The organism is Sphingopyxis sp. YR583, from assembly GCF_900108295.1.
Classification (GTDB): Bacteria; Pseudomonadota; Alphaproteobacteria; order Sphingomonadales; family Sphingomonadaceae; genus Sphingopyxis.
The window spans coordinates 350,247-368,618 of the sequence record NZ_FNWK01000003.1; the positions used below are offsets into that span (position 1 = coordinate 350,247).

At 64.6% G+C, this 18,372-nt stretch carries 17 protein-coding genes; 6 read left to right on the forward strand and 11 right to left on the reverse strand.

What is annotated here, in order from left to right; translation table 11 throughout:
- Nucleotides 1–5 precede the first annotated feature (5 nt).
- From odhB to mdh, 4 genes are all read right to left on the reverse strand, one after another.
- Nucleotides 6–1,244 carry a 2-oxoglutarate dehydrogenase complex dihydrolipoyllysine-residue succinyltransferase gene (gene odhB, locus BLW56_RS17175; protein ID WP_093511982.1) on the reverse strand — a complete coding sequence of 413 codons (1,239 nt, stop codon included), beginning with the start codon at nt 1,242–1,244 and terminating at the stop codon, nt 6–8.
- 19 nt (nt 1,245–1,263) lie between these two features.
- Nucleotides 1,264–4,086 carry a 2-oxoglutarate dehydrogenase E1 component gene (locus BLW56_RS17180; RefSeq protein ID WP_093512110.1) on the reverse strand — a complete coding sequence of 941 codons (2,823 nt, stop codon included), beginning with the start codon at nt 4,084–4,086 and terminating at the stop codon, nt 1,264–1,266.
- Nucleotides 4,087–4,168: 82 nt separating this feature from the next.
- Nucleotides 4,169–5,059 (reverse strand): succinate--CoA ligase subunit alpha, encoded by an 891-nt coding sequence (gene sucD / locus BLW56_RS17185; protein ID WP_093511984.1) that lies wholly within the window; start codon nt 5,057–5,059, stop codon nt 4,169–4,171.
- Nucleotides 5,060–5,120: 61 nt separating this feature from the next.
- Nucleotides 5,121–6,083: a malate dehydrogenase gene (mdh, locus tag BLW56_RS17190; RefSeq protein WP_093511986.1), complete on the reverse strand. Its 963-nt coding sequence runs from the start codon at nt 6,081–6,083 to the stop codon at nt 5,121–5,123.
- Nucleotides 6,084–6,491: 408 nt separating this feature from the next.
- Between mdh and BLW56_RS17195 the strand changes: the two genes are divergently transcribed.
- Complete coding sequence (locus BLW56_RS17195; protein WP_093511988.1) at nt 6,492–7,535, forward strand: polysaccharide deacetylase family protein; 1,044 nt, start codon at nt 6,492–6,494, stop codon at nt 7,533–7,535.
- Here the strand turns inward: BLW56_RS17195 and zapE are convergent.
- Genes zapE through BLW56_RS17215 form a run of 4 tightly spaced genes read right to left on the reverse strand, consistent with a single transcriptional unit; the run spans nt 7,506 to nt 10,862 of the window.
- Entirely contained in the window at nt 7,506–8,627 is a 1,122-nt protein-coding gene (zapE, locus tag BLW56_RS17200; RefSeq protein WP_093511990.1) for a cell division protein ZapE, read from the reverse strand. The two genes, BLW56_RS17195 and zapE, sit on opposite strands and share 30 nt — an antisense overlap.
- On the reverse strand, nt 8,624–9,115 hold the full coding sequence (locus BLW56_RS17205; RefSeq protein WP_177176006.1) for a PaaI family thioesterase: 492 nt from the start codon (nt 9,113–9,115) through the stop codon (nt 8,624–8,626). The genes zapE and BLW56_RS17205 overlap by 4 nt, the downstream gene beginning before the upstream one ends.
- Nucleotides 9,112–10,080 carry an MBL fold metallo-hydrolase gene (locus BLW56_RS17210; protein ID WP_093511992.1) on the reverse strand — a complete coding sequence of 323 codons (969 nt, stop codon included), beginning with the start codon at nt 10,078–10,080 and terminating at the stop codon, nt 9,112–9,114. Before BLW56_RS17210 ends, BLW56_RS17205 begins: the two co-directional genes overlap by 4 nt.
- A complete protein-coding gene (locus tag BLW56_RS17215) occupies nt 10,080–10,862 on the reverse strand; it encodes a succinate dehydrogenase iron-sulfur subunit (RefSeq protein ID WP_093511994.1) in 783 nt (260 codons plus the stop codon). Before BLW56_RS17215 ends, BLW56_RS17210 begins: the two co-directional genes overlap by 1 nt.
- Nucleotides 10,863–10,987: 125 nt before the next feature.
- Here BLW56_RS17215 and BLW56_RS17220 point away from each other — a divergent pair, with 125 nt between their 5' ends.
- Genes BLW56_RS17220 through BLW56_RS17240 form a run of 5 tightly spaced genes read left to right on the forward strand, consistent with a single transcriptional unit; the run spans nt 10,988 to nt 15,894 of the window.
- Nucleotides 10,988–12,532, forward strand: coding sequence for a lipopolysaccharide biosynthesis protein (locus BLW56_RS17220; protein ID WP_093511996.1), 1,545 nt, complete (start codon nt 10,988–10,990; stop codon nt 12,530–12,532).
- Nucleotides 12,529–13,236 (forward strand): HAD-IB family phosphatase, encoded by a 708-nt coding sequence (locus BLW56_RS17225; RefSeq protein ID WP_093511998.1) that lies wholly within the window; start codon nt 12,529–12,531, stop codon nt 13,234–13,236. Before BLW56_RS17220 ends, BLW56_RS17225 begins: the two co-directional genes overlap by 4 nt.
- Nucleotides 13,236–14,375, forward strand: a complete 1,140-nt coding sequence (locus BLW56_RS17230) for a hypothetical protein (protein ID WP_093511999.1) — start codon at nt 13,236–13,238, stop codon at nt 14,373–14,375. The genes BLW56_RS17225 and BLW56_RS17230 overlap by 1 nt, the downstream gene beginning before the upstream one ends.
- The gene (locus BLW56_RS17235; RefSeq protein WP_093512001.1) at nt 14,372–15,469 is read left to right on the forward strand and encodes a CDP-alcohol phosphatidyltransferase family protein; all 1,098 of its coding nucleotides are present in this window, start codon (nt 14,372–14,374) and stop codon (nt 15,467–15,469) included. The genes BLW56_RS17230 and BLW56_RS17235 overlap by 4 nt, the downstream gene beginning before the upstream one ends.
- Entirely contained in the window at nt 15,466–15,894 is a 429-nt protein-coding gene (locus BLW56_RS17240) for an HIT family protein (RefSeq protein WP_093512003.1), read from the forward strand. Before BLW56_RS17235 ends, BLW56_RS17240 begins: the two co-directional genes overlap by 4 nt.
- Here the strand turns inward: BLW56_RS17240 and BLW56_RS17245 are convergent.
- From BLW56_RS17245 to BLW56_RS17255, 3 genes are read right to left on the reverse strand one after another with little or no spacing between them, the layout of a single operon-like run.
- Nucleotides 15,882–16,646 (reverse strand): phosphocholine cytidylyltransferase family protein, encoded by a 765-nt coding sequence (locus tag BLW56_RS17245; protein WP_093512005.1) that lies wholly within the window; start codon nt 16,644–16,646, stop codon nt 15,882–15,884. The two genes, BLW56_RS17240 and BLW56_RS17245, sit on opposite strands and share 13 nt — an antisense overlap.
- Nucleotides 16,643–17,437 carry a nucleotidyltransferase family protein gene (locus BLW56_RS17250; RefSeq protein WP_093512007.1) on the reverse strand — a complete coding sequence of 265 codons (795 nt, stop codon included), beginning with the start codon at nt 17,435–17,437 and terminating at the stop codon, nt 16,643–16,645. Before BLW56_RS17250 ends, BLW56_RS17245 begins: the two co-directional genes overlap by 4 nt.
- Nucleotides 17,434–18,360 (reverse strand): alpha/beta hydrolase, encoded by a 927-nt coding sequence (locus BLW56_RS17255; RefSeq protein WP_256203605.1) that lies wholly within the window; start codon nt 18,358–18,360, stop codon nt 17,434–17,436. Before BLW56_RS17255 ends, BLW56_RS17250 begins: the two co-directional genes overlap by 4 nt.
- Nucleotides 18,361–18,372: the final 12 nt, after the last annotated feature.

Here is an 18,372-nt window from a genome sequence, read left to right on the forward strand (position 1 = left end):
TCGGATCAAAGATCGATCAGCAGGCGGGTCGGATCCTCGATCGCTTCCTTGATCGTCTTGAGGAACGTTACCGCTTCGCGGCCGTCGATCAGGCGATGGTCATAGCTCATCGCGATATACATCATCGGCCGGATCACGATCTCGCCGTTCCGCACGACCGGGCGATCCTCGATGCGATGGAGGCCGAGCACCGCCGACTGCGGCGGGTTGATGATCGGGGTCGACATCAGGCCGCCGAACACGCCGCCGTTCGAGATGGTGAAGGTACCGCCGGTCATGTCGTCCATGGTCAGCGTGCCTTCCTTGGCGCGCTTGCCGAGATCTGCGATCGCCTTTTCGATGTCGGCGAACGACATGCTGTCGGCGTTGCGCACCACGGGCACGACGAGGCCGTTCGGCGCGCTGACCGCAACCGAGACGTCGAGATAATTGTGATAGACGATCTCGTCGCCGTCGATGCGCGCGTTCACCGCCGGGATGTCATGCGCGGCGAGCGCGACCGCCTTGGTGAAGAAGCTCATGAAGCCGAGGCGCACGCCATGCTTCTTTTCGAAGCTGTCGCGATATTTGTCGCGCGTCGCCATCACCGCCGACATGTCGACATCGTTGAACGTCGTCAGCATCGCCGCCGTGTCCTGCGCGGCCTTCAGGCGCTTCGCGATCGTCTGGCGCATACGCGTCATCTTGACGCGCTCTTCCTGACGGCCGGGCGCGCCGCTGGCGGCCGGGGCGGATGCGGCGACCGGAGCGGGCGCGGCAGCCGGTGCATTGTTGGCGGCGGCGAGCACATCTTCCTTGGTCAGACGGCCGTCCTTGCCGCTGCCCTGGATCTTCGTGGGGTCGACGCCATGCTCGAGCACGAGGCGGCGGACGGCGGGCGACATGGTGGTAACCGTGTCGACGCTTTCGCCGGCCGGGGCTGCGGTCGCGGCAGGCGCCGGTGCGGCGGCTTCGGCCTTGGCAGGTGCAGGCGCGGCCGCTGCGGGAGCCGGCGCGGCGGCGGCACCGCCGGCTTCGATCGTTGCAATCGCTGCGCCGACATTGACCGTATCGCCGACCGCGGCGAGCTGCTGGCCCATCACGCCCGCAACGGGCGACGGGACTTCGACCGCGACCTTGTCGGTTTCGAGGCTCGCGATAGGCTCGTCGAGCGCGACGGCTTCACCCGGCTTTTTCAGCCATTCGCCGATCGTCGCTTCGGTGACGCTTTCGCCCAGCGTGGGGACTTTGACTTCGGTGCTCATCGGTGCAGTTCCTTGGGGCTCAGGCTTTGTTCTTGGTACGGCGGATTTCGGCGCGAACCGAAAGGCCGAGCGCATCGGCGACGAGCGCCGATTGTTCGGTCTGGTGGCGGCTCATCAGGCCCGTTGCGGGCGAGGCCGCAGCGGCGCGGCCGGCGTAGCGCGGACGCATGCCTTTGTGGCCGGCATTGGTGAGCGCTTCCTCGATCAGTTCGTTGACGAAGAACCACGCGCCGTTGTTGCGCGGCTCTTCCTGCGCCCAGACCACCTCTTCGAGGTTCGGCATGCGTTTCAGGCGGACGCTGAGCGGATCACCCGGGAAGGGATAGATCTGCTCGACGCGAACGATCGTGGTGTCGGCGAGGCCCGCAGCATCGCGTGCCTCCATCAGATCGTATCCGACCTTGCCCGAACAGAGGACGACGCGCTTGACGTCCTTGTCGGCGGGCGGCGTGCGATCCGACATCAGGCGGCGGAAATGCGCATCACCGATGAAGTCCGAGCGCTGCGACACCGCCAGCTTGTGCCGGAGCAGCGACTTCGGGGTCATAATGATCAGCGGCTTGCGGAACGGACGCAGCATCTGGCGGCGCAGGACGTGGAAATAGTTCGACGGGGTCGAAATATTGCACACCTGGATATTGTCGCCGGCACAAAGCTGAAGGAAGCGCTCGAGGCGCGCCGAGCTATGTTCGGGCCCCTGCCCTTCATAACCGTGCGGCAGCAGCATCACGAGGCCGTTGGCGCGCAGCCACTTGGCCTCGCCCGACGCGATGAACTGGTCGATCATGATCTGCGCGCCGTTGGCGAAGTCGCCGAACTGCGCTTCCCAGAGCACGAGGCTCTTCGGATCAGCCATCGCATAGCCATATTCGAAGCCGAGCACGCCATATTCGGAGAGCGGGCTGTCGAGCACTTCGAACCGGCCGTGCGGCACGGTCGTCAGCGGGACATATTTATCCTCGGTCTTCTGGTCGACCCAGACCGCGTGACGCTGGCTGAAGGTACCGCGCCCCGAATCCTGGCCCGACAGACGCACCTGATAGCCTTCGCTGAGCAAGGTGCCGAACGCGAGGCTCTCGGCGGTCGCCCAGTCGAACACTTCGCCGTCGCTCTTGTCGGCGAACATCGCGCCGCGCGCGTCGATCACGCGGCGGAGCGTCTTATGGACTTCGACGTTATCGGGGATCGTCGTCAGCGTGCGACCGATCGAATCGAACAATTTGTCCGAAACCCCGGTCGAGATGTTGCGACGCGCATTTTCGGGGTCGGCGGGGGCATGAAGCCCCGACCAGCGGCCCGCGAACCAATCGGCCTTGTTCGGCTTGTAGCTTTTGGCCGCTTCGAAGTCGCTTTCGAGACGTGCAACGAACTCGGCGCGGTGAGCGTCGGCCCAGCCTGCGTCAATCACGCCTTCGGCTTCGAGCTTCGCGGCGCACAGCTGCGACACCGGCGGGTGCTGGCGAATGACACCATACATCAGCGGCTGCGTGAACGAAGGCTCGTCGCCCTCGTTGTGGCCGAAGCGGCGATAGCACCACATATCGATCACAACATCGCGCTTGAACTGCTGACGGAAATCGATCGCGAGCTTGCATGCGAAGGTGACGGCTTCGGGATCGTCGCCGTTGACGTGCAGGATCGGCGCCATCACGCCCTTCGCAACGTCCGACGGATAAGGCGACGAGCGCGCGAACTGCGGGCTGGTCGTGAAGCCGATCTGGTTGTTGACGATGAAATGGATGCAGCCGCCGGTGTTATAGCCGCGGATGCCCGAGAAGCCGAGGCATTCCCAGACGATCCCCTGCCCCGCGAACGCCGCGTCGCCGTGGATCAGCACGGGCAGGACTTGCTCATGCTTGCCAAGATCGTCGCGCACAACCTGCTGCGCGCGCACCTTGCCGAGCACGACCGGGTCGGCCGCCTCAAGGTGCGACGGGTTGGGAACGAGAGACATATGCACCGACGCGCCGCCGAACTCGCGGTCGGTCGAGGTGCCGAGGTGATATTTGACGTCGCCCGAACCGCCGACGTCGTCGGGGTTTGCCGAGCCGCCGGCGAATTCGTGGAAGATCACCTTGTACGGCTTCGCCATGACGTTCGCGAGCATATTGAGACGCCCGCGATGCGCCATGCCATAGACGATTTCACGCACGCCATATTGGCCGCCATATTTGATGATGGCTTCCATCGCGGGGATCATGCTCTCGCCGCCGTCGAGGCCGAAACGCTTGGTTCCGACATATTTGCGCGCGAGGAATTTTTCCCACTCCTCGGCCTGGATCACCTTGTTCAGGATGGCGCGTTTGCCCTCGACCGAAAATTCGATGATCTTGTCGGCGCCTTCCATGCGTTCCTGCAGGAACTGGCGCTCCTCAATGTCGGCGATGTGCATATATTCAAGGCCGACATTGCCGCAGTAGTTCGCGCGCAGGATCGCCACGATCTCGCGAATGGTCGCCTTTTCGAGACCCAGTGTGCCACCGATGAACACGGGACGATCCTGATCGGCGCCGACGAAGCCGTGAAATTCAGGCGTCAGATCGGCGGGCAGCTCGCGCGTGCTGAGCCCGAGCGGATCGAGGTTGGCCGCGAGGTGGCCGCGCACGCGATAGGTGCGGATCAGCATCATCGCGCGGATCGAATCGTCCGCGGCGCGCTCGACTTCGGCGTTCGACAGCGGGGCGCCCGCCTTGGCGGCGGCCGCCTTCACCGCAACCTGCATCTGCTGCGGGTCGAGCGCGGCGGTCAGGTCGTCGCTGTCGATCCGGGGCCAGTTCTTCGGCGCCCAGCTCGGGCCGGCCTGCGGCTCGTCGATGTCGAAGCTTTGTCGTTCGAGGTTCATCTGCTTTTCCACGGGGAGGTAAGAATGGGTTTTATATGGGGAGCGGAGGCCCGCCAGCAAAGGGTGCCGGCGGGCCGTCCAATCAGACGCGTTCCTTGAGCACTTCGGCGAGCGTCGAGCCGAGTTCCGACGGGCTTGCCGACACCTTGATGCCAGCAGCTTCCATCGCCGCGATCTTGCTTTCGGCGTCGCCCTTGCCACCCGACACGATCGCACCGGCATGGCCCATGCGGCGGCCCGGAGGCGCGGTGCGGCCCGCGATGAAGCCGGCCATCGGCTTCTTGCGGCCGCGCTTCGCTTCGTCGATCAGGAACTGTGCAGCCTGCTCCTCGGCGTCGCCGCCGATTTCGCCGATCATGATGATCGACTTGGTCGCTTCGTCGGCGAGGAAGAGTTCGAGCACGTCGATGAAGTTGGTGCCGTTGACCGGGTCGCCGCCGATGCCGACAGCGGTCGTCTGACCGAGGCCGACGTTCGTGGTCTGGAACACGGCTTCATAGGTGAGCGTGCCCGAGCGCGAAACGACGCCGACGCTGCCCTTCGAGAAAATGCTGCCGGGCATGATCCCGATCTTGCATTCGCCCGGCGTCAGCACGCCGGGGCAGTTCGGGCCGATCAGGCGCGATTTCGAGCCGCTGAGGGCGCGCTTCACCTTGACCATGTCGAGCACCGGAATGCCCTCGGTGATGCAGACGATCAGCTCCATCTCGGCGTCGATCGCCTCGAGGATCGAGTCGGCAGCGAACGGCGGCGGAACGTAGATGCAGCTCGCGGTCGCGCGGGTCGCGGCCTTGGCTTCTTCAACGGTGTTGAAGTTCGGCAGGCCGATGTGCGTCGTGCCGCCCTTGCCCGGCGTCACGCCGCCGACCATTTGCGTGCCATAAGCCAGCGCCTGTTCGGTGTGGAAGGTGCCGGTCGCACCGGTCATCCCTTGCGTGATGACCTTGGTATTCTTGTCGATGAGGATGGACATATATTATTCTCCTGGGGAGAGCCGGCCGGCCCGGCGAGACGCCGGGCGCAGCCAAAAGGGATCAGGCGAGGCTGGGGTCCAGCGATTTGCATGCGTCGAGCAGTTCCTTGACCGCATCGACCGAGACCTGGAGGCCTGCCTTGTCGGCATCGTCGAGTTCGATTTCGACGATCTTCTCGACGCCGCCGGCGCCGATCACGACGGGAACGCCGACATAGAGGCCATCGAGGCCGTACTGACCGTCGACAAAGGCCGCCGAAGGCAGGATGCGCTTCTGGTCACCAAGATAGGCTTCGGCCATCGCGATGCCCGAGGCTGCGGGCGCATAGAAGGCCGAGCCGGTACCGAGCAGCGCGACGATTTCGCCGCCGCCGCCGCGGGTGCGCTTGACGATCGCGTCGATCTTGTCCTGCGACGACAGGCCCATCTTGACGAGGTCGGGAACGGGGATGCCGTTGACGGTCGAGTAACGGACGACGGGAACCATCGTGTCGCCATGGCCGCCGAGCACGAAGGTGTTCACATCCTTCACCGAGACGTCGAATTCGTCGGCGATGAAGTGGCTGAAGCGCGCCGAGTCGAGCACGCCGGCCATGCCGACGACCTTGTTGTGCGGGAGCCCTGAGAATTCGCGCAGCGCCCACACCATCGCGTCGAGCGGGTTGGTGATGCAGATGACGAAAGCGTCGGGGGCGTTGGCCTTGATGCCTTCGCCGACGGCCTTCATGACCTTCAAATTGATGCCGAGCAAATCGTCGCGGCTCATGCCCGGCTTGCGGGCGACGCCGGCGGTGACGATGATGACGTCGGCGCCAGCAATGTCAGCATAGTCGTTGGTCCCGGTGATCTTCGCATCGAAGCCTGCGATCGGGCCGACCTGCGACAGGTCGAGTGCCTTGCCCTGCGGCACGCCTTCGACGACGTCGAACAGGACGACGTCGCCCAGTTCCTTTTGCGCGGCGAGCAGCGCCAGCGTTCCGCCGATATTCCCGGCTCCGATCAATGCGATCTTCTTGCGTCCCATGGTGCGCGGCACTCCTTCGTGGCAAGCCCGGCAATTGGTTCACGGACCGGCGGGAGCACGGGCTAAAGCTCCGCTCCGGTCCCAAGACTGGCGTCGCCCCTACGCCGATTCCCTTAAGGAAACAACAGCGAAAAGGACGAAAAACGGCCTTTCTTTGCTAATAGTTCGCAATAATGATAAGGTGACTTTTAAGGCGCCCTGCCCGCATGGAATGACGGTAAAGTGAGACAAGGATATGATGCTCCGGCGATGCTGACACCATATTGTCCCGCAGCAAAAGATGGATCTTTCGCCGGGTTGTCTCACCCACGCGCCCTATGCTAGCCTGAAGAAAGCTTGGCGCGACAGCGGGACATCCCGCGGGCGCCGGTTAACTCTCCCTTATCGCAGCACTGTTAGGCGCGAGGCGTGACCCGGGCAATTATCAGCTTCGACACCGAATTGTCCGCCGGACTCTATCAGCGCGGCGCCGACGCGCGCGCCAATTTCGAAAGCTCGATCCTCGGCCGCTGCCGCGACGGCGATTTTGGCATCCACTTCCAGATGGATATGCTCGAAAGCCACGGACTGACCGGGGTCTTCTTCATCGACCCCATGCCCGCGCTCGTCTATGGCCCCGAAGTCATCGACGCGATCGTCCGGCCCGTGGTCGAACGCGGGCATGAGGTGCAGGTCCATATCCACACCGAATGGCTCGCCTTTGCGCGCTTCAATCCGGTCGGACGACTGACCGGCCGCAATATCGGCGATTTCCCGCTCGCGGCGCAGAAGAAGCTGATCGCGCTCGCCCGCGACATATTGATGGGCGCCGGCGCGCCGAAGCCCACGGCCTTTCGCGCCGGCAATTTCGGCGCGAACGACGATACGCTCCGCGCCCTCGCCGCCCTGGGCTTCCGCTTCGACAGCAGTTTCAACGGCGCGTATCAGGGACATGGCTGCGACATCTCGCTCGACCCCGGCAACCTCGGCATGCGTATCCACCACGGTGTTTGCGAGGTGCCGGTCAGCGGGCTGATGGACCGCACGAACCGCTTTCGCCCGGCGCAGCTATGCGCGATGTCCGAAGAGGAAATGCGCGATGCGCTGAGCCATAGCGCGGCGAGCGGCGCCATCCAGTTTTCGGCGTTCAGCCACAGTTTCGAACTGTTGAGCCGCGACCGCGAGGTTCCCAACGGGCTTGCGATCGCGCGGATGGAGGCTTTGTGCCGCGCGGTCGCGGACGACGCACGGATCGGCAGCGGCGGCTTTGCGACATTGCCCGGTCCGCCCGAGCGGCCGGCACGGATCGGGATCGCCGCGCCGAAGCCGCTGCGCACGCTCCGCCGGACGGTCGAGCAAGGCTATGGATATCTCGCGCACGAGGTGCGCTATGTCCGCGACCTCGTCGCCGTGACGGTCAACTCGTCGCGCTGGGGCAAGATATTAGGCGGCGTCTTCCTGGCCGTGGCCTAGCGCCAGATAATCGTCCGACTGCATTTCGGCGAGGCGACTTGCCGTGCGTTCGAATTCGAACGCGCCATCCCCCGCAATGTAAAGCTGGTCGGGCATCGCCGCCGCGCTCGCGAGCAGCTTGACCTTATATTCGTAAAGCGCGTCGATCAGCGTGACAAAGCGCGCCGCCTCGTTGCGGTTCTCGGGCCCCATGCGCGGAATGCCGACGAGGATCACCGCGTGAAAATGCCGCGCGACTGCCAGATAGTCGGCGGCACCGCGCGCCTGCCCGCACAGTTTCTTGAACGAAAAGACTGCGACGCCTTTCAGCGCCTTGGGCACATGCAACGTCCGCCCGCCGCCGACATCGAGTTCCAGCGACGGCACATTGGCGCGGTCCTCGGGCGGATAGTCGGTGAGGCGGAAGAAGGCGGACGACAGCGCCGCGCTCGCAACATCATCGGCGGGGACAAACCAGCGCGCGCCGTCACCTAGACGGTCGCGGCGATAGTCGGTCGGGCCGTTGAGGCTCATCACGTCGAGCCGCTCCTCGACAAGCGCGATGAAGGGGAGGAAATGCTCGCGGTTGAGCCCGTCCTTGTAGAGATCCTTCGGCGGGCGGTTCGACGTCGCGACCATTGTGACCCCGCGGTCGATCAGCGCGGTGAACAGGCGCGAGAGGATCATCGCATCGGCGCTGTTGTTCACGACCATTTCGTCGAAGGCCAGGCAGCGCGTATTTTCGGCGAGCGCATCGGCGACGAGCGGAATCGGATCGCCGCTCTCGCTTTTGCGCACGTCGCGCATCCGCGCATGTACGTCGAGCATGAAGGCGTAAAAATGGACACGACGCTTCCGCTCGATGGCAAGCTGGTCGTAGAAAAGGTCCATCAGCATCGACTTGCCGCGCCCGACCGCGCCCCACAGATAGACGCCGCGCAGTGCCTCCGGCTTGCGCCCCGTAATGCGCCAGAGCAGGCTGCCGCGCCTCGGCACGGCTTCGAGTTCGGCCTGCAGCCGGTTCAGCCGCTCGGCACCGGCGCGCTGCTCGGGGTCGGGTCGCAGCTCGCCCGCCGCGACAAGCGCGTCATAGGCTGCAAGGACGGTGGTCACTTCTGGCTCGCCTTGCGGATCGTCCCGGCAAAACTCAGCACGATATGGCCATCCCCCTCGCCCTGCACGACAAGCCCGCGCAGGAAGATCAGTCGACCAGTCTCTCGCACCAGCTCAACCACGGCGTCGAGCGGCTCGCCGACGCGGCCCGCACCGACAAATTGCGTCGAGAGGTCGAGCGTGACCGAATGGCCGGCATTGAGCGAGCCGAACTGGTGCGACGCGGCGAACAGCGCGATGTCGACGAGCGCGAGGGTCACGGCGCCATGGACATTATCGCCGAGATTGCTGTGCTTGCGTTCGGGAAGCATCCGCACCCGCGCGCACGGACGGCCGTCGGCGGTCGACGGCTCCACGCGCACCATGAGCGGTTCGATAAAGCTGTTGAAGCGCGTCGGATCCTTGAGATCCCAGCTGATCCATCCGCCGTCTAGTTCCTCGGCGCTGAAATATTCGCGGCGCTTCGGCTCCTCGATTCCGTCGTTCATACCTTGCAATATCCGTCCAGTTTCTTCGAGCGCACGAGCTCGCCATAATAGTCGGCCATCGCCTTTGCCCGCTCGGTATCGGCGCCGATCCATCTTGCGGCGCCCGCGAGCCACCCGGCCGAACAGGTCTCAAGCGCGCCCGTCCCGCTTGCGCAAGCGATAAAATCGCCAAACGCAGCGCGCCAGCGGTCGAAATCGGCGATTGCCATGATCGGCCCATGCCCGGGAACGATCTGTTCGGCGCCCGAGGCCGCCACGTCGTCGAGCGCCTTCAACCACCCCTCGGGGCAGGCGGTGTCGAGGAAAGGCACCGGCACCGTGACGAGGTCGCCAACGATCGCGCGCTTCGCAGCCGAGTCGTAAATCCAGAGGTCGCGTTCGGTGACGGCGTGACGCGCGATACGCAGCGATAGCGGCCGACCTGCCAGTCGAACATCGAGTGGTTCATCGACAACGACGTCGGGCCGCAAATCCTTCCCGCGCGCGATAGTCGCTAGGTCGCGCTTGACGTCTGCGACGGCTGTCTCGGGAATTTCACCTGCCTCGAGCGCTTTGCGCGAATTTGCCGCGCTATTTGCGAGAAAACCTGTCAGCGCCCCATCGATTGCCGAGGTGCCGTAAACCTTGATCTGCGGCCAACTGTGCTTGAGCATCGAATTGCCACTGACATGATCCAGGTGCCAATGCGTGTTGACGATTGCGACGGGCCACCCGGCCCCCAATCCGAAGACCGCTCCAGAAATCAGGCCGACATGCCCAACGTGACGCCCAGTATCGACCAGAACAAGCCCCTCGGGCCCTTTAAGGATGATGCTGTTGCCGTCAGGCGACTGACCAGCAGGAAAGCGACCTGGAACCAACCAGCTATCGCCGTCCATCGAAACGACAGCTTTTTCCTGCGCGAAAACGGCGGGCGGATGCCCCGCAAGCCCCAGCGCGAGCAGCGCCGGCAGCCAGCTCCGCATCAGACGTGCCGCTCGGCTTCCAGCTTCTTGATCTCGGCAATCGCGCGCGCGGGGCTCAGCCCCTTGGGGCACGCGTTGGCGCAATTCATGATCGTGTGGCAGCGATAGAGGCGGAATGGGTCTTCAAGCTCGTCGAGCCGTTCGCCGGTCATCTCGTCGCGGCTGTCGGCCAGCCAGCGATACGCCTGAAGCAGGATCGCCGGACCGAGGAATTTGTCGCTGTTCCACCAATAGCTGGGGCAGCTCGTCGAGCAGCAGGCGCACAGGATGCACTCATAGAGGCCGTCGAGCTTCTCGCGCTCGGCCGGCGACTGGAGCCGCTCTTTGCCGCTCGGCGTCGTCGTCTTGGTCTTCAGCCAAGGTTCGATCGACGCATATTGCGCATAGAAATGGGTGAAGTCGGGAACGAGATCCTTGATCACATCCATCGAGGGCAGCGGGGTGATCGTGATATCGCCCTTCAGATCCTCGATCGCGGTCGTGCAGGCGAGGCCGTTCTTGCCGTTCATGTTCATCGAACAGCTGCCGCAAATGCCCTCGCGGCACGAACGGCGGAAGGTCAGCGTCGAATCCTGCTCGCTCTTCATCTTGATGAGCGCGTCGAGCACCATCGGGCCGCATTTTTCGGTGTCGATCTCGAACGTGTCGAAATGCGGGTTTTGTCCCTTGTCGGGATCGTAGCGATAGACCTTGAATTTCTTGACGGCGGTCGCGCCTTCGGCCTTGTGGACCTTGCCCGTCTTTTGCGGGCGGCTGTTCTTGGGCAGGACGAATTGGGCCATATCGCTAGGTTCCTATGCAATTGCGCGCTGCCTAGCCCCGAATGGCAGAGTCGACAAGAGGGTGAAGAGCCCAAAGCGCGAAAGCCGCTGGCGGCGCGGCGGACGAGCCGCTAGGTGCGGCAACGATGAGCGAAGACGTCGCCCAACCCGCCGTTACCAGCCGCAGCGTCGCGCGCGGGCTCGGCACGACCGTGCTGGCCCGCCTCGGCGCAGTGGTCGAGATCGTCGCGCAGCCGCTCTATGTGCTCATGTTCGGCCTCGCCGGCTACGGCCTCTATGCCGTGCTGTGGGCCGCGGTGAACCTGCTCGAGAATATCTTCGACCTCGGCATGACGAGTGCAATGCAACGCACAGTGCCGCAATCGGCGAGCAAGGCCGAGGCGGCGGCGGCGCTGCGTACCGCGATGATCTTCGGCGTCGGACCATGTATAATCGTCGCGGCACTGGTCGCGTTCTTTGCCGCCGACCTCGGGCCGCTGCTCAACGTGGCGGAGCGGGACCGCGAACTCGTCACCCCCGCGATCCGCATCTTCGTCTGGGCACTTCCGCTATGGGCCTTTGTCGAGATCGCGACCTCGGCGCTGCGCGCGCGCATGGTGTTCGGCGCCGAAATCCGACTGCGGATCGTCTGGGAACAGATGATGCGGCTGGTGTTTGCAGGGCTATTTTTCGTCGGCGGACTTGGCCTCAAGGGCCTGTTCATCGCGCATCTTTGTTCGCTCGCGATCACCGCTGGGCTCAGCGTCCGCCTGCTCGCGCGTCACTATAGTTTCGCCGACCTGTGGCGCGGCCCGTGGGTCACCGAGACGACGCGCAACACCTTCTGGGCCGGACTTTCGATCCTGCCGTCGAACATCATCACACGGCTGTTCGGCGATGCCCCGGCGCTGATCCTGAACATGCTGCTTCCCGGCGCGGCGGGCGCAGCGGCTGCAGGCCTGTTCACGATCGCGCGCAAGCTGTCGAGCGTCGTCCAGCTGGTGCGCATTGCCTTTACTTATGTCATGGCGCCGCTCGCCGCGAGCGCCGAACGCGAAGACCGACGGCAGGTCGCCGACATCTACGCCTATGCGACCCGACTCATTTCGGCGATCGCGCTTCCGCTGGCAGCCGTTCTTGCCGCGGGTAGCGCCTCGCTGCTCGGTTTGTTCGGACATGGCGCACAGGCGGCACAGGCGGCGCTGGTCATCCTGCTATTCGCGCGGGCGGCCGAAGCGGTGCTCGGCATTTCGGCGCCGGTGCTTCAGGTCGTCGCGGCGTTCCGCCAGCAGCTCACCGCCAGCATCTTCGGCGTCGCAGTCGCGATCGGTTCGGGGTGGCTGATCGTCGGCCATCTCGACCCACTGACCGGCGTGACGCTGGCAACCGCGATCGGGCTCGTCGTCATGGCCGCCATCCCGACGCTCCAGCTCGCGCTCGTCGAAAAGCTGCACCCTTTCGACGCGCAGTTTCCAGCGGTCGCGCTGCGCGGCGTCGCAATCACGCTTGTCGCGGGAACGATAGCGGTGCTCGTCGACCTTCTGCCCGACTGGCTTTCCTTGCCGCTGCTCCTCTTGACCGCGGTGACTTCCATCTGGCTGTCGCTCCGCTTTGCCCTGCCGCTCGCCGATCGCCTGTCGCTGGGCAAAACCGGCCGCAAACTCCGGCTGTTCGAACACGAAAACATATGACCGATCCGCACCCCATCCGTATCGCGATCTATGATCTCGACCGCACCGTGCTGCGCACCCCGACCTTCACGCTGTTCCTGCTGTGGGCGGCATGGCGCGAGGCGCCCTGGCGTCTGTTATTGCTCCCCGCTCTCGCAGCGCTGATGATCGGCTACGCCCTACGACTTTACGGGCGCGACCGCTTCAAACCCACCGCGATTCGCCTGATGCTGGGCGCGCGGATCGCGCCCGCACGCGCCGAAAATCTTGCGGCCGCCTTTGCCGCATGGCGTGTGCCGCATGACGTTCCGCCGGGCGCTGCCGCCTGCATCGCGCGCGACCGGGCGGAAGGATACCGGCTGTTGATGGCGACCGCCGCGCCGGAATTTTATGCGGGGGCAATCGCCGATGCGCTGGGCTTCGATGCCATTGTCGCTTCGCGCCACCTCCGCGATGGCATGGGCAACTGGATCCCCCTGCTCGACGGGCCGAACTGCTATGGCGCCGAGAAGGCGCGGCGCGTGAGCGAATGGCTCGCTGCCAACGCAAAGGACGAGGCCACACATATCCGCGCCTATTCGGACCATATCAGCGACGCGCCGACCTTCGCGCTCGCCAGCGAGGCCTGGCTGGTCGGGCGCGGCGATAAATATGTCCGGCTGGCGGCAAAACATGGCTGGCGCGCCGCCGATTTCGAGGATGCCGCCGTGGTCGAGGCCGGTTGATGCGTATCCTGTTCCTGTTTGTCGGTGAACCGCACCATGTGTTCCACGCGCTACCCATTGCCGCCGAGATGGCGGCAACAGGGCAAAAGGTCGAAGTCGCGGTCGCGAGCGCGGACCATCTGCGCGTGGCCGAACAGGTCGTACAAGCCTATCCGGGATTTGCGCCCCGCATCACGCTGCTTGGGCAAAAGGGTTTCGCCCGCTGGCTTCGCGACAAGGGGCTGTTCCGCAATCCACGCCTGCCGATCCTGATCGACGCGCTGCCCTATCTGCGTCAGTTCGACGCGATCGTCGTGCCCGAACGGACGACCACAGCGATCCGCCATTTCCTGCCGCGGCGGACGCGATTGATCTTTACGCCGCACGGCGCGGGCGACCGCGCGATCATGCTCGACCCACGCGACCGGCATTTCGATTTCGTGCTCGTCGCAGGCGAGAAGAGCGAGCAGCGCCTGCTCGATGCCGGGACGATCCGGCAAGGGCGTTATGCCGTCAACGGCTATGTGAAGCTCGACCTGATGCCCCGGCTTCAGGCGGCGCGCGCGTCGCTGTTCGCGAACGGCCGGCCGACAGTCCTTTACGCCCCCCATTTCAAACGCGATCTGTCGTCGTGGGATCGGTTCGGACGCGATATCATCGACTGGTTCGCCGGGCAGGACCGCTATAATCTGGTCGTCGCGCCGCATGTTCGCCTGTTCGCCGAGGCAAGCGATGCCGAGCGCGCGGCGGTGGCGGAACTCGCGGTACCCGGCAAGATATTGATCGATCTCGCGTCCGACCGCCTGTTCGACATGAGCTATACGAGCGGTGCCGACATCTATCTTGGCGATGTGAGCAGTCAGGTTTACGAGTTTCTCGCGACACCACGCCCGTGCCTGTTCCTCAACGCTCATGGCGTCGACTGGCAGGGCGATCCCGACTATCTGTTCTGGACGCTGGGCGATGTGGTGAACGATCTCGCAGACCTGCCCGATGCACTGGAGCAGGCTCCGGCCCGACATCCGCTATATGCCGCCGCCCAGAGCGAAAGACTGGCGGAATCGATCGGCGGTAACCCGGCGGGCGCAGCGCGGCGCGGCGCCGACGCCATCCTCGGCTTCCTTGCAATGGACGCGGGGCAGGATAAGAGCGAGGCATGACCGACGCGAAGTCCCTACCCGCCCTGACGCCGATCGGCGAAAATTCGACATTGCTGTGGGGCATGACCAATGCCGAACGGCTGCGGCGGCTGGCGCGCGCGGAGGGGTTGCCCGAAGCCTCTTCCACCGCTCAGCTTTACGTCAATCTCGACTATGTGTTCGACCCGGTATGGCTGCGCCATATCGTGACGCTGCCCGGTACGGTAGTGATGGACGGCGACGCGTTGGTGATGGCACATCTGACCGGGGGCATGACCCCTGCGGATATTGCGCAGCACCGCGGCGGGCTCACGATCATCGATTATCGCGACAATCCGCAAATTTATAACCGCCAGCTGCGCAAGCTCGACTGCCCGTTCATTCAGCGACTGACCCCGGAAACGCGGCGCGAGATCGAACGGAAGAGCTATTTCGGCGCCTATAAGGGCGTCACCGATGCGCTGACCAAATATCTGTGGCCCGAACTCGCGCTGTGGCTGACGCGCGGTGCCGCGAGCATCGGCATGACACCGAACTTGGTCACCGCGATCGGCGCGACACTCTGTGTCTACGCGACCTACCTCTTTGCCTACGGCCAATATTGGGAGGGGATGCTCGCGGGCTTCATCTTCATGGTGCTCGATACCGTCGACGGAAAGCTCGCGCGCTGCACGATCACCTCGTCGAAATGGGGCAATGTCGCCGACCATGGCGTCGATTTGGTCCACCCGCCCTTCTGGTGGTATTTCTGGGGCGTCGGGCTGGGTGCCTGGGGTCTCGCGCTGTCGAACCAGACCTTCCTGCTGGTGATGATCGCGGTCGTGGCGGGCTACGTCCTCCAGCGCGTGATCGAGGGGCTGTTCATCAAGGACTTCGGCATGGACATCCATGTCTGGCAGAAGTTCGACAGCGATTTCCGCCTCGTTACGGCACGCCGCAACCCGAATTTCGCGATCCTGTTCTTTGCGACGCTCGCGGGGCGCCCCGACATCGGCCTGATCGCGGTCGCCTGGTGGACGGTCATATCGCTCGTCGTCCATGCGGTGCGGCTGGTGCAGGCCTATGCCGTGAAGCGCTCGGGCCCTCCGATCGTCAGCTGGATGGAAGAAGCATGAACGAGACCATCGACAAATTCGGCCACCCCGCGACGCTGATCGCCGAATATGATCATTGGGTGGTGCTGCTGCGCCCCGCGCAGCCAACGCTCGGCGCGCTGGTGCTCGCAGCGAAATCGGACGCGACGGCATTCGGCGACCTGCCGGCCGAAGCGCATGCCGAGCTCAAGATCGCAACAGCCGCAATCGAGGCCGGGCTCGGCGAAGCCGTCGGCTGTGCGAAGATCAATTATCTGATGCTGATGATGGTCGACCCGCACGTCCATTTCCACGTCCTGCCGCGCTACGATGGCGAACGCTCGGGCGCGGGGCTGACGGTCGCCGACGCCGGCTGGCCGGCGCAGCCCGAACTCGGGCAGGCGGTGAAGCTGGATGAGGCACAGACAGCCGCGCTTGTCGGCTGGCTCAAACCCTATTTCGCGTAGCGGCCTTCTGCGGCCCATTTGGCGGTAAGCGCATCGGCTGCTTCGACGTCCTGCGGGAAGTCGACTTCCTGCCATTCGAGCCCCTCGATCGACACTGTGCCGACGCGGTTGCCCTTCGCAATGATGTCGATCGCGCGCAGATACCAGCGCTCGACGCCGTCGGGGGTGCGCATCATCTGGTCGACCTGGTTGCGGAAGATCGACGGGCCGTCGCCGACGAACGCCAGCATCCCGATCGACTCGGCATTGGTGTCGGGGGGTAGCAGCCGCTTGCCGATATGGTGCAGGCGACCCTCGGCGTCGCGGTTCACCTTCATGTCGTCGTCGTCATAGTCGGTCTTGACGTCGACCGTGACGTTGATTGGCTCGTTCGCGCCTGCGATCAGCTTTGCGACGATCTCGTCCGAAATGATGGTGTCGCCGTTGAGGATGATGAAATCGCGGTCCATCTCCTCGCGCGCGATCCAGCAGGTGCCGAGATTGTCGGCGACCTGAAAGAAGGGGTTGAACAGGGTACGGATGCGCGCGCCGGTGTCGCGGTAGAGCTGCAGCGCATGATCCTCGACGCGTTCGGTGCGAAAACCGGTGACGACGACGATGTCCTTGATGCCGTTCGCAACGAGCGCCGCGACCTGCCAGCTGATGAGGCTGCGGCCGTTGAATTCGATCAGGCATTTGGGGATGTCGCGGGTCAGCGGCAGCAGGCGCGAGCCCTGCCCGGCCGACAGGATGATGGCTTTGTCGATGCTCATAGGGGCTGCCCTATAGCGCCTTGCCGCCGCGCAGCAAATATCGCTTCGATGAGGTCGATGTCGGCGGGCTTGTCGGCGTCGATGCAGGCCTCGGGCTCGGACATCGGAACGACCTTCGCTTTGAGCCCGAAACGCAGGCCCGCGCGTGCGACGCCCTGCTGGATCGTGAAGAGACGGAACAGCGCCCCGATCAGCAGCCACGGTCCGAAGGCGGCGACAATCTTCAGCCCTTTCTTGCGATCGCGTTCGATGCGGCCCCAGAAATCGAGCAAGGGCAATACGCGGCGCCCGCGCAAGCGGAACATGTTCGCCCCCGACCACCAACCACCGCGGAATTTCAGCCAGGTCCGCTTCGACTGCGGATAACGCGCGAACAGCACCTCTCGCTCGACCATCGCGACCGCGACGTCGCTGTCCTCGGCCCCACCCACAAATTCGGCAATCATCGTCGGGGTGAGCAGCACATTGTCGGCGGTGGTAACGAGCAAAGGATCGTCACCCGGCGGTAACGCGGCGGCAAGCGAAGTGCTGATCCCCTGCCCGGAATCCACGAAATGCAGGTCGGTGAGGCCAGCCAGCCCCGGTTCCGCCGCAAGGTCGGCACTGTTCTGCGCGAGAATCGTGATCGCACCGACCTGGGGCGAAGCGCGGAGCGCCCGCACGACATGGAGGAGCATCGCCTGCCCCGCGATCGGCAGCAGCGCCTTGGTCGACACCCCGCTACCGGTCAGCAATGGATCGGGACCGGGCCGGCTGCCGGCCAGCACGATCGCCGGAATCGGCCCGCTCATTGTGTGGCCTCGGCGGCCGGCGCGATGCGCCGCGCCGTAACGCCGCGCAGGAAATCGGTCGCTTCTTCGAGCACCGGCCCCTTGTTCTGGAATGGCGCGGCGAGCGCCATCACGATGCCGGTATGCCCCATGCCCGGATAGATGCGGAGCGTCACCGCACCGCCCACCTTCTCGATCGCCGCGGCGAGATTCTGGCTGTTGCGTGGACGCACCGTGTCATCCTCGTCGCCGGTTGCGAGCCAGAGCGGCGGCGCATCGCCGCGCGCGAAATTGATCGGCTGCGTCTTTTCGATCGGCCTGACCTTGCCCATCGCCCTGTCCCCTCGCCCGCCCTTTTCGAGCGGCAAGAAGTCATAGGGCCCGGCGAGCCCCGCGACGCCGCGGACGATCGACGGATCGCTCTTCGCCGCGCGCAGCCACTGCGGGTCGAGCGCGATCATCGCAGCATTATACGCGCCCGCCGAATGGCCCATCAGCGCGATCCGGTCAGGATCGCCGCCCAGCTTGCCGATATGTTCATGCGTCCACGCGACCGCTGCGGCGCTGTCCTCGATGAAATCGGGCCAATGCGCCTTGGGCACCAGGCGATAGTCGGGGATCACCACGACAAAGCCCTGCCGCGCGAGCGCACGTCCGGCAAAGCCATAACTATCGCGCTCGCCGCTGTCCCAGCCGCCGCCATAGAAAAAGACGACAACGGGCAGTTGGTCGTCCGCCTTGGCATTTTCGGGGACCCAGATGTCGAGCGACTGGCGCGGTCCGCGGCCATAGGGTTGATCGGCGAGCAGAAGCCGCGCGCCATCGCCCTGCCCGAGCAGCCGATCGGCCATGTTGAGCGATTTCGCGCCGCCCGCGACGATCATCTTGGCGCCGCCGCCGAACAGCAGCACGAGCAGAAGCACCACGAAAAGGAATTTGATCAACCGTCGTCCTTT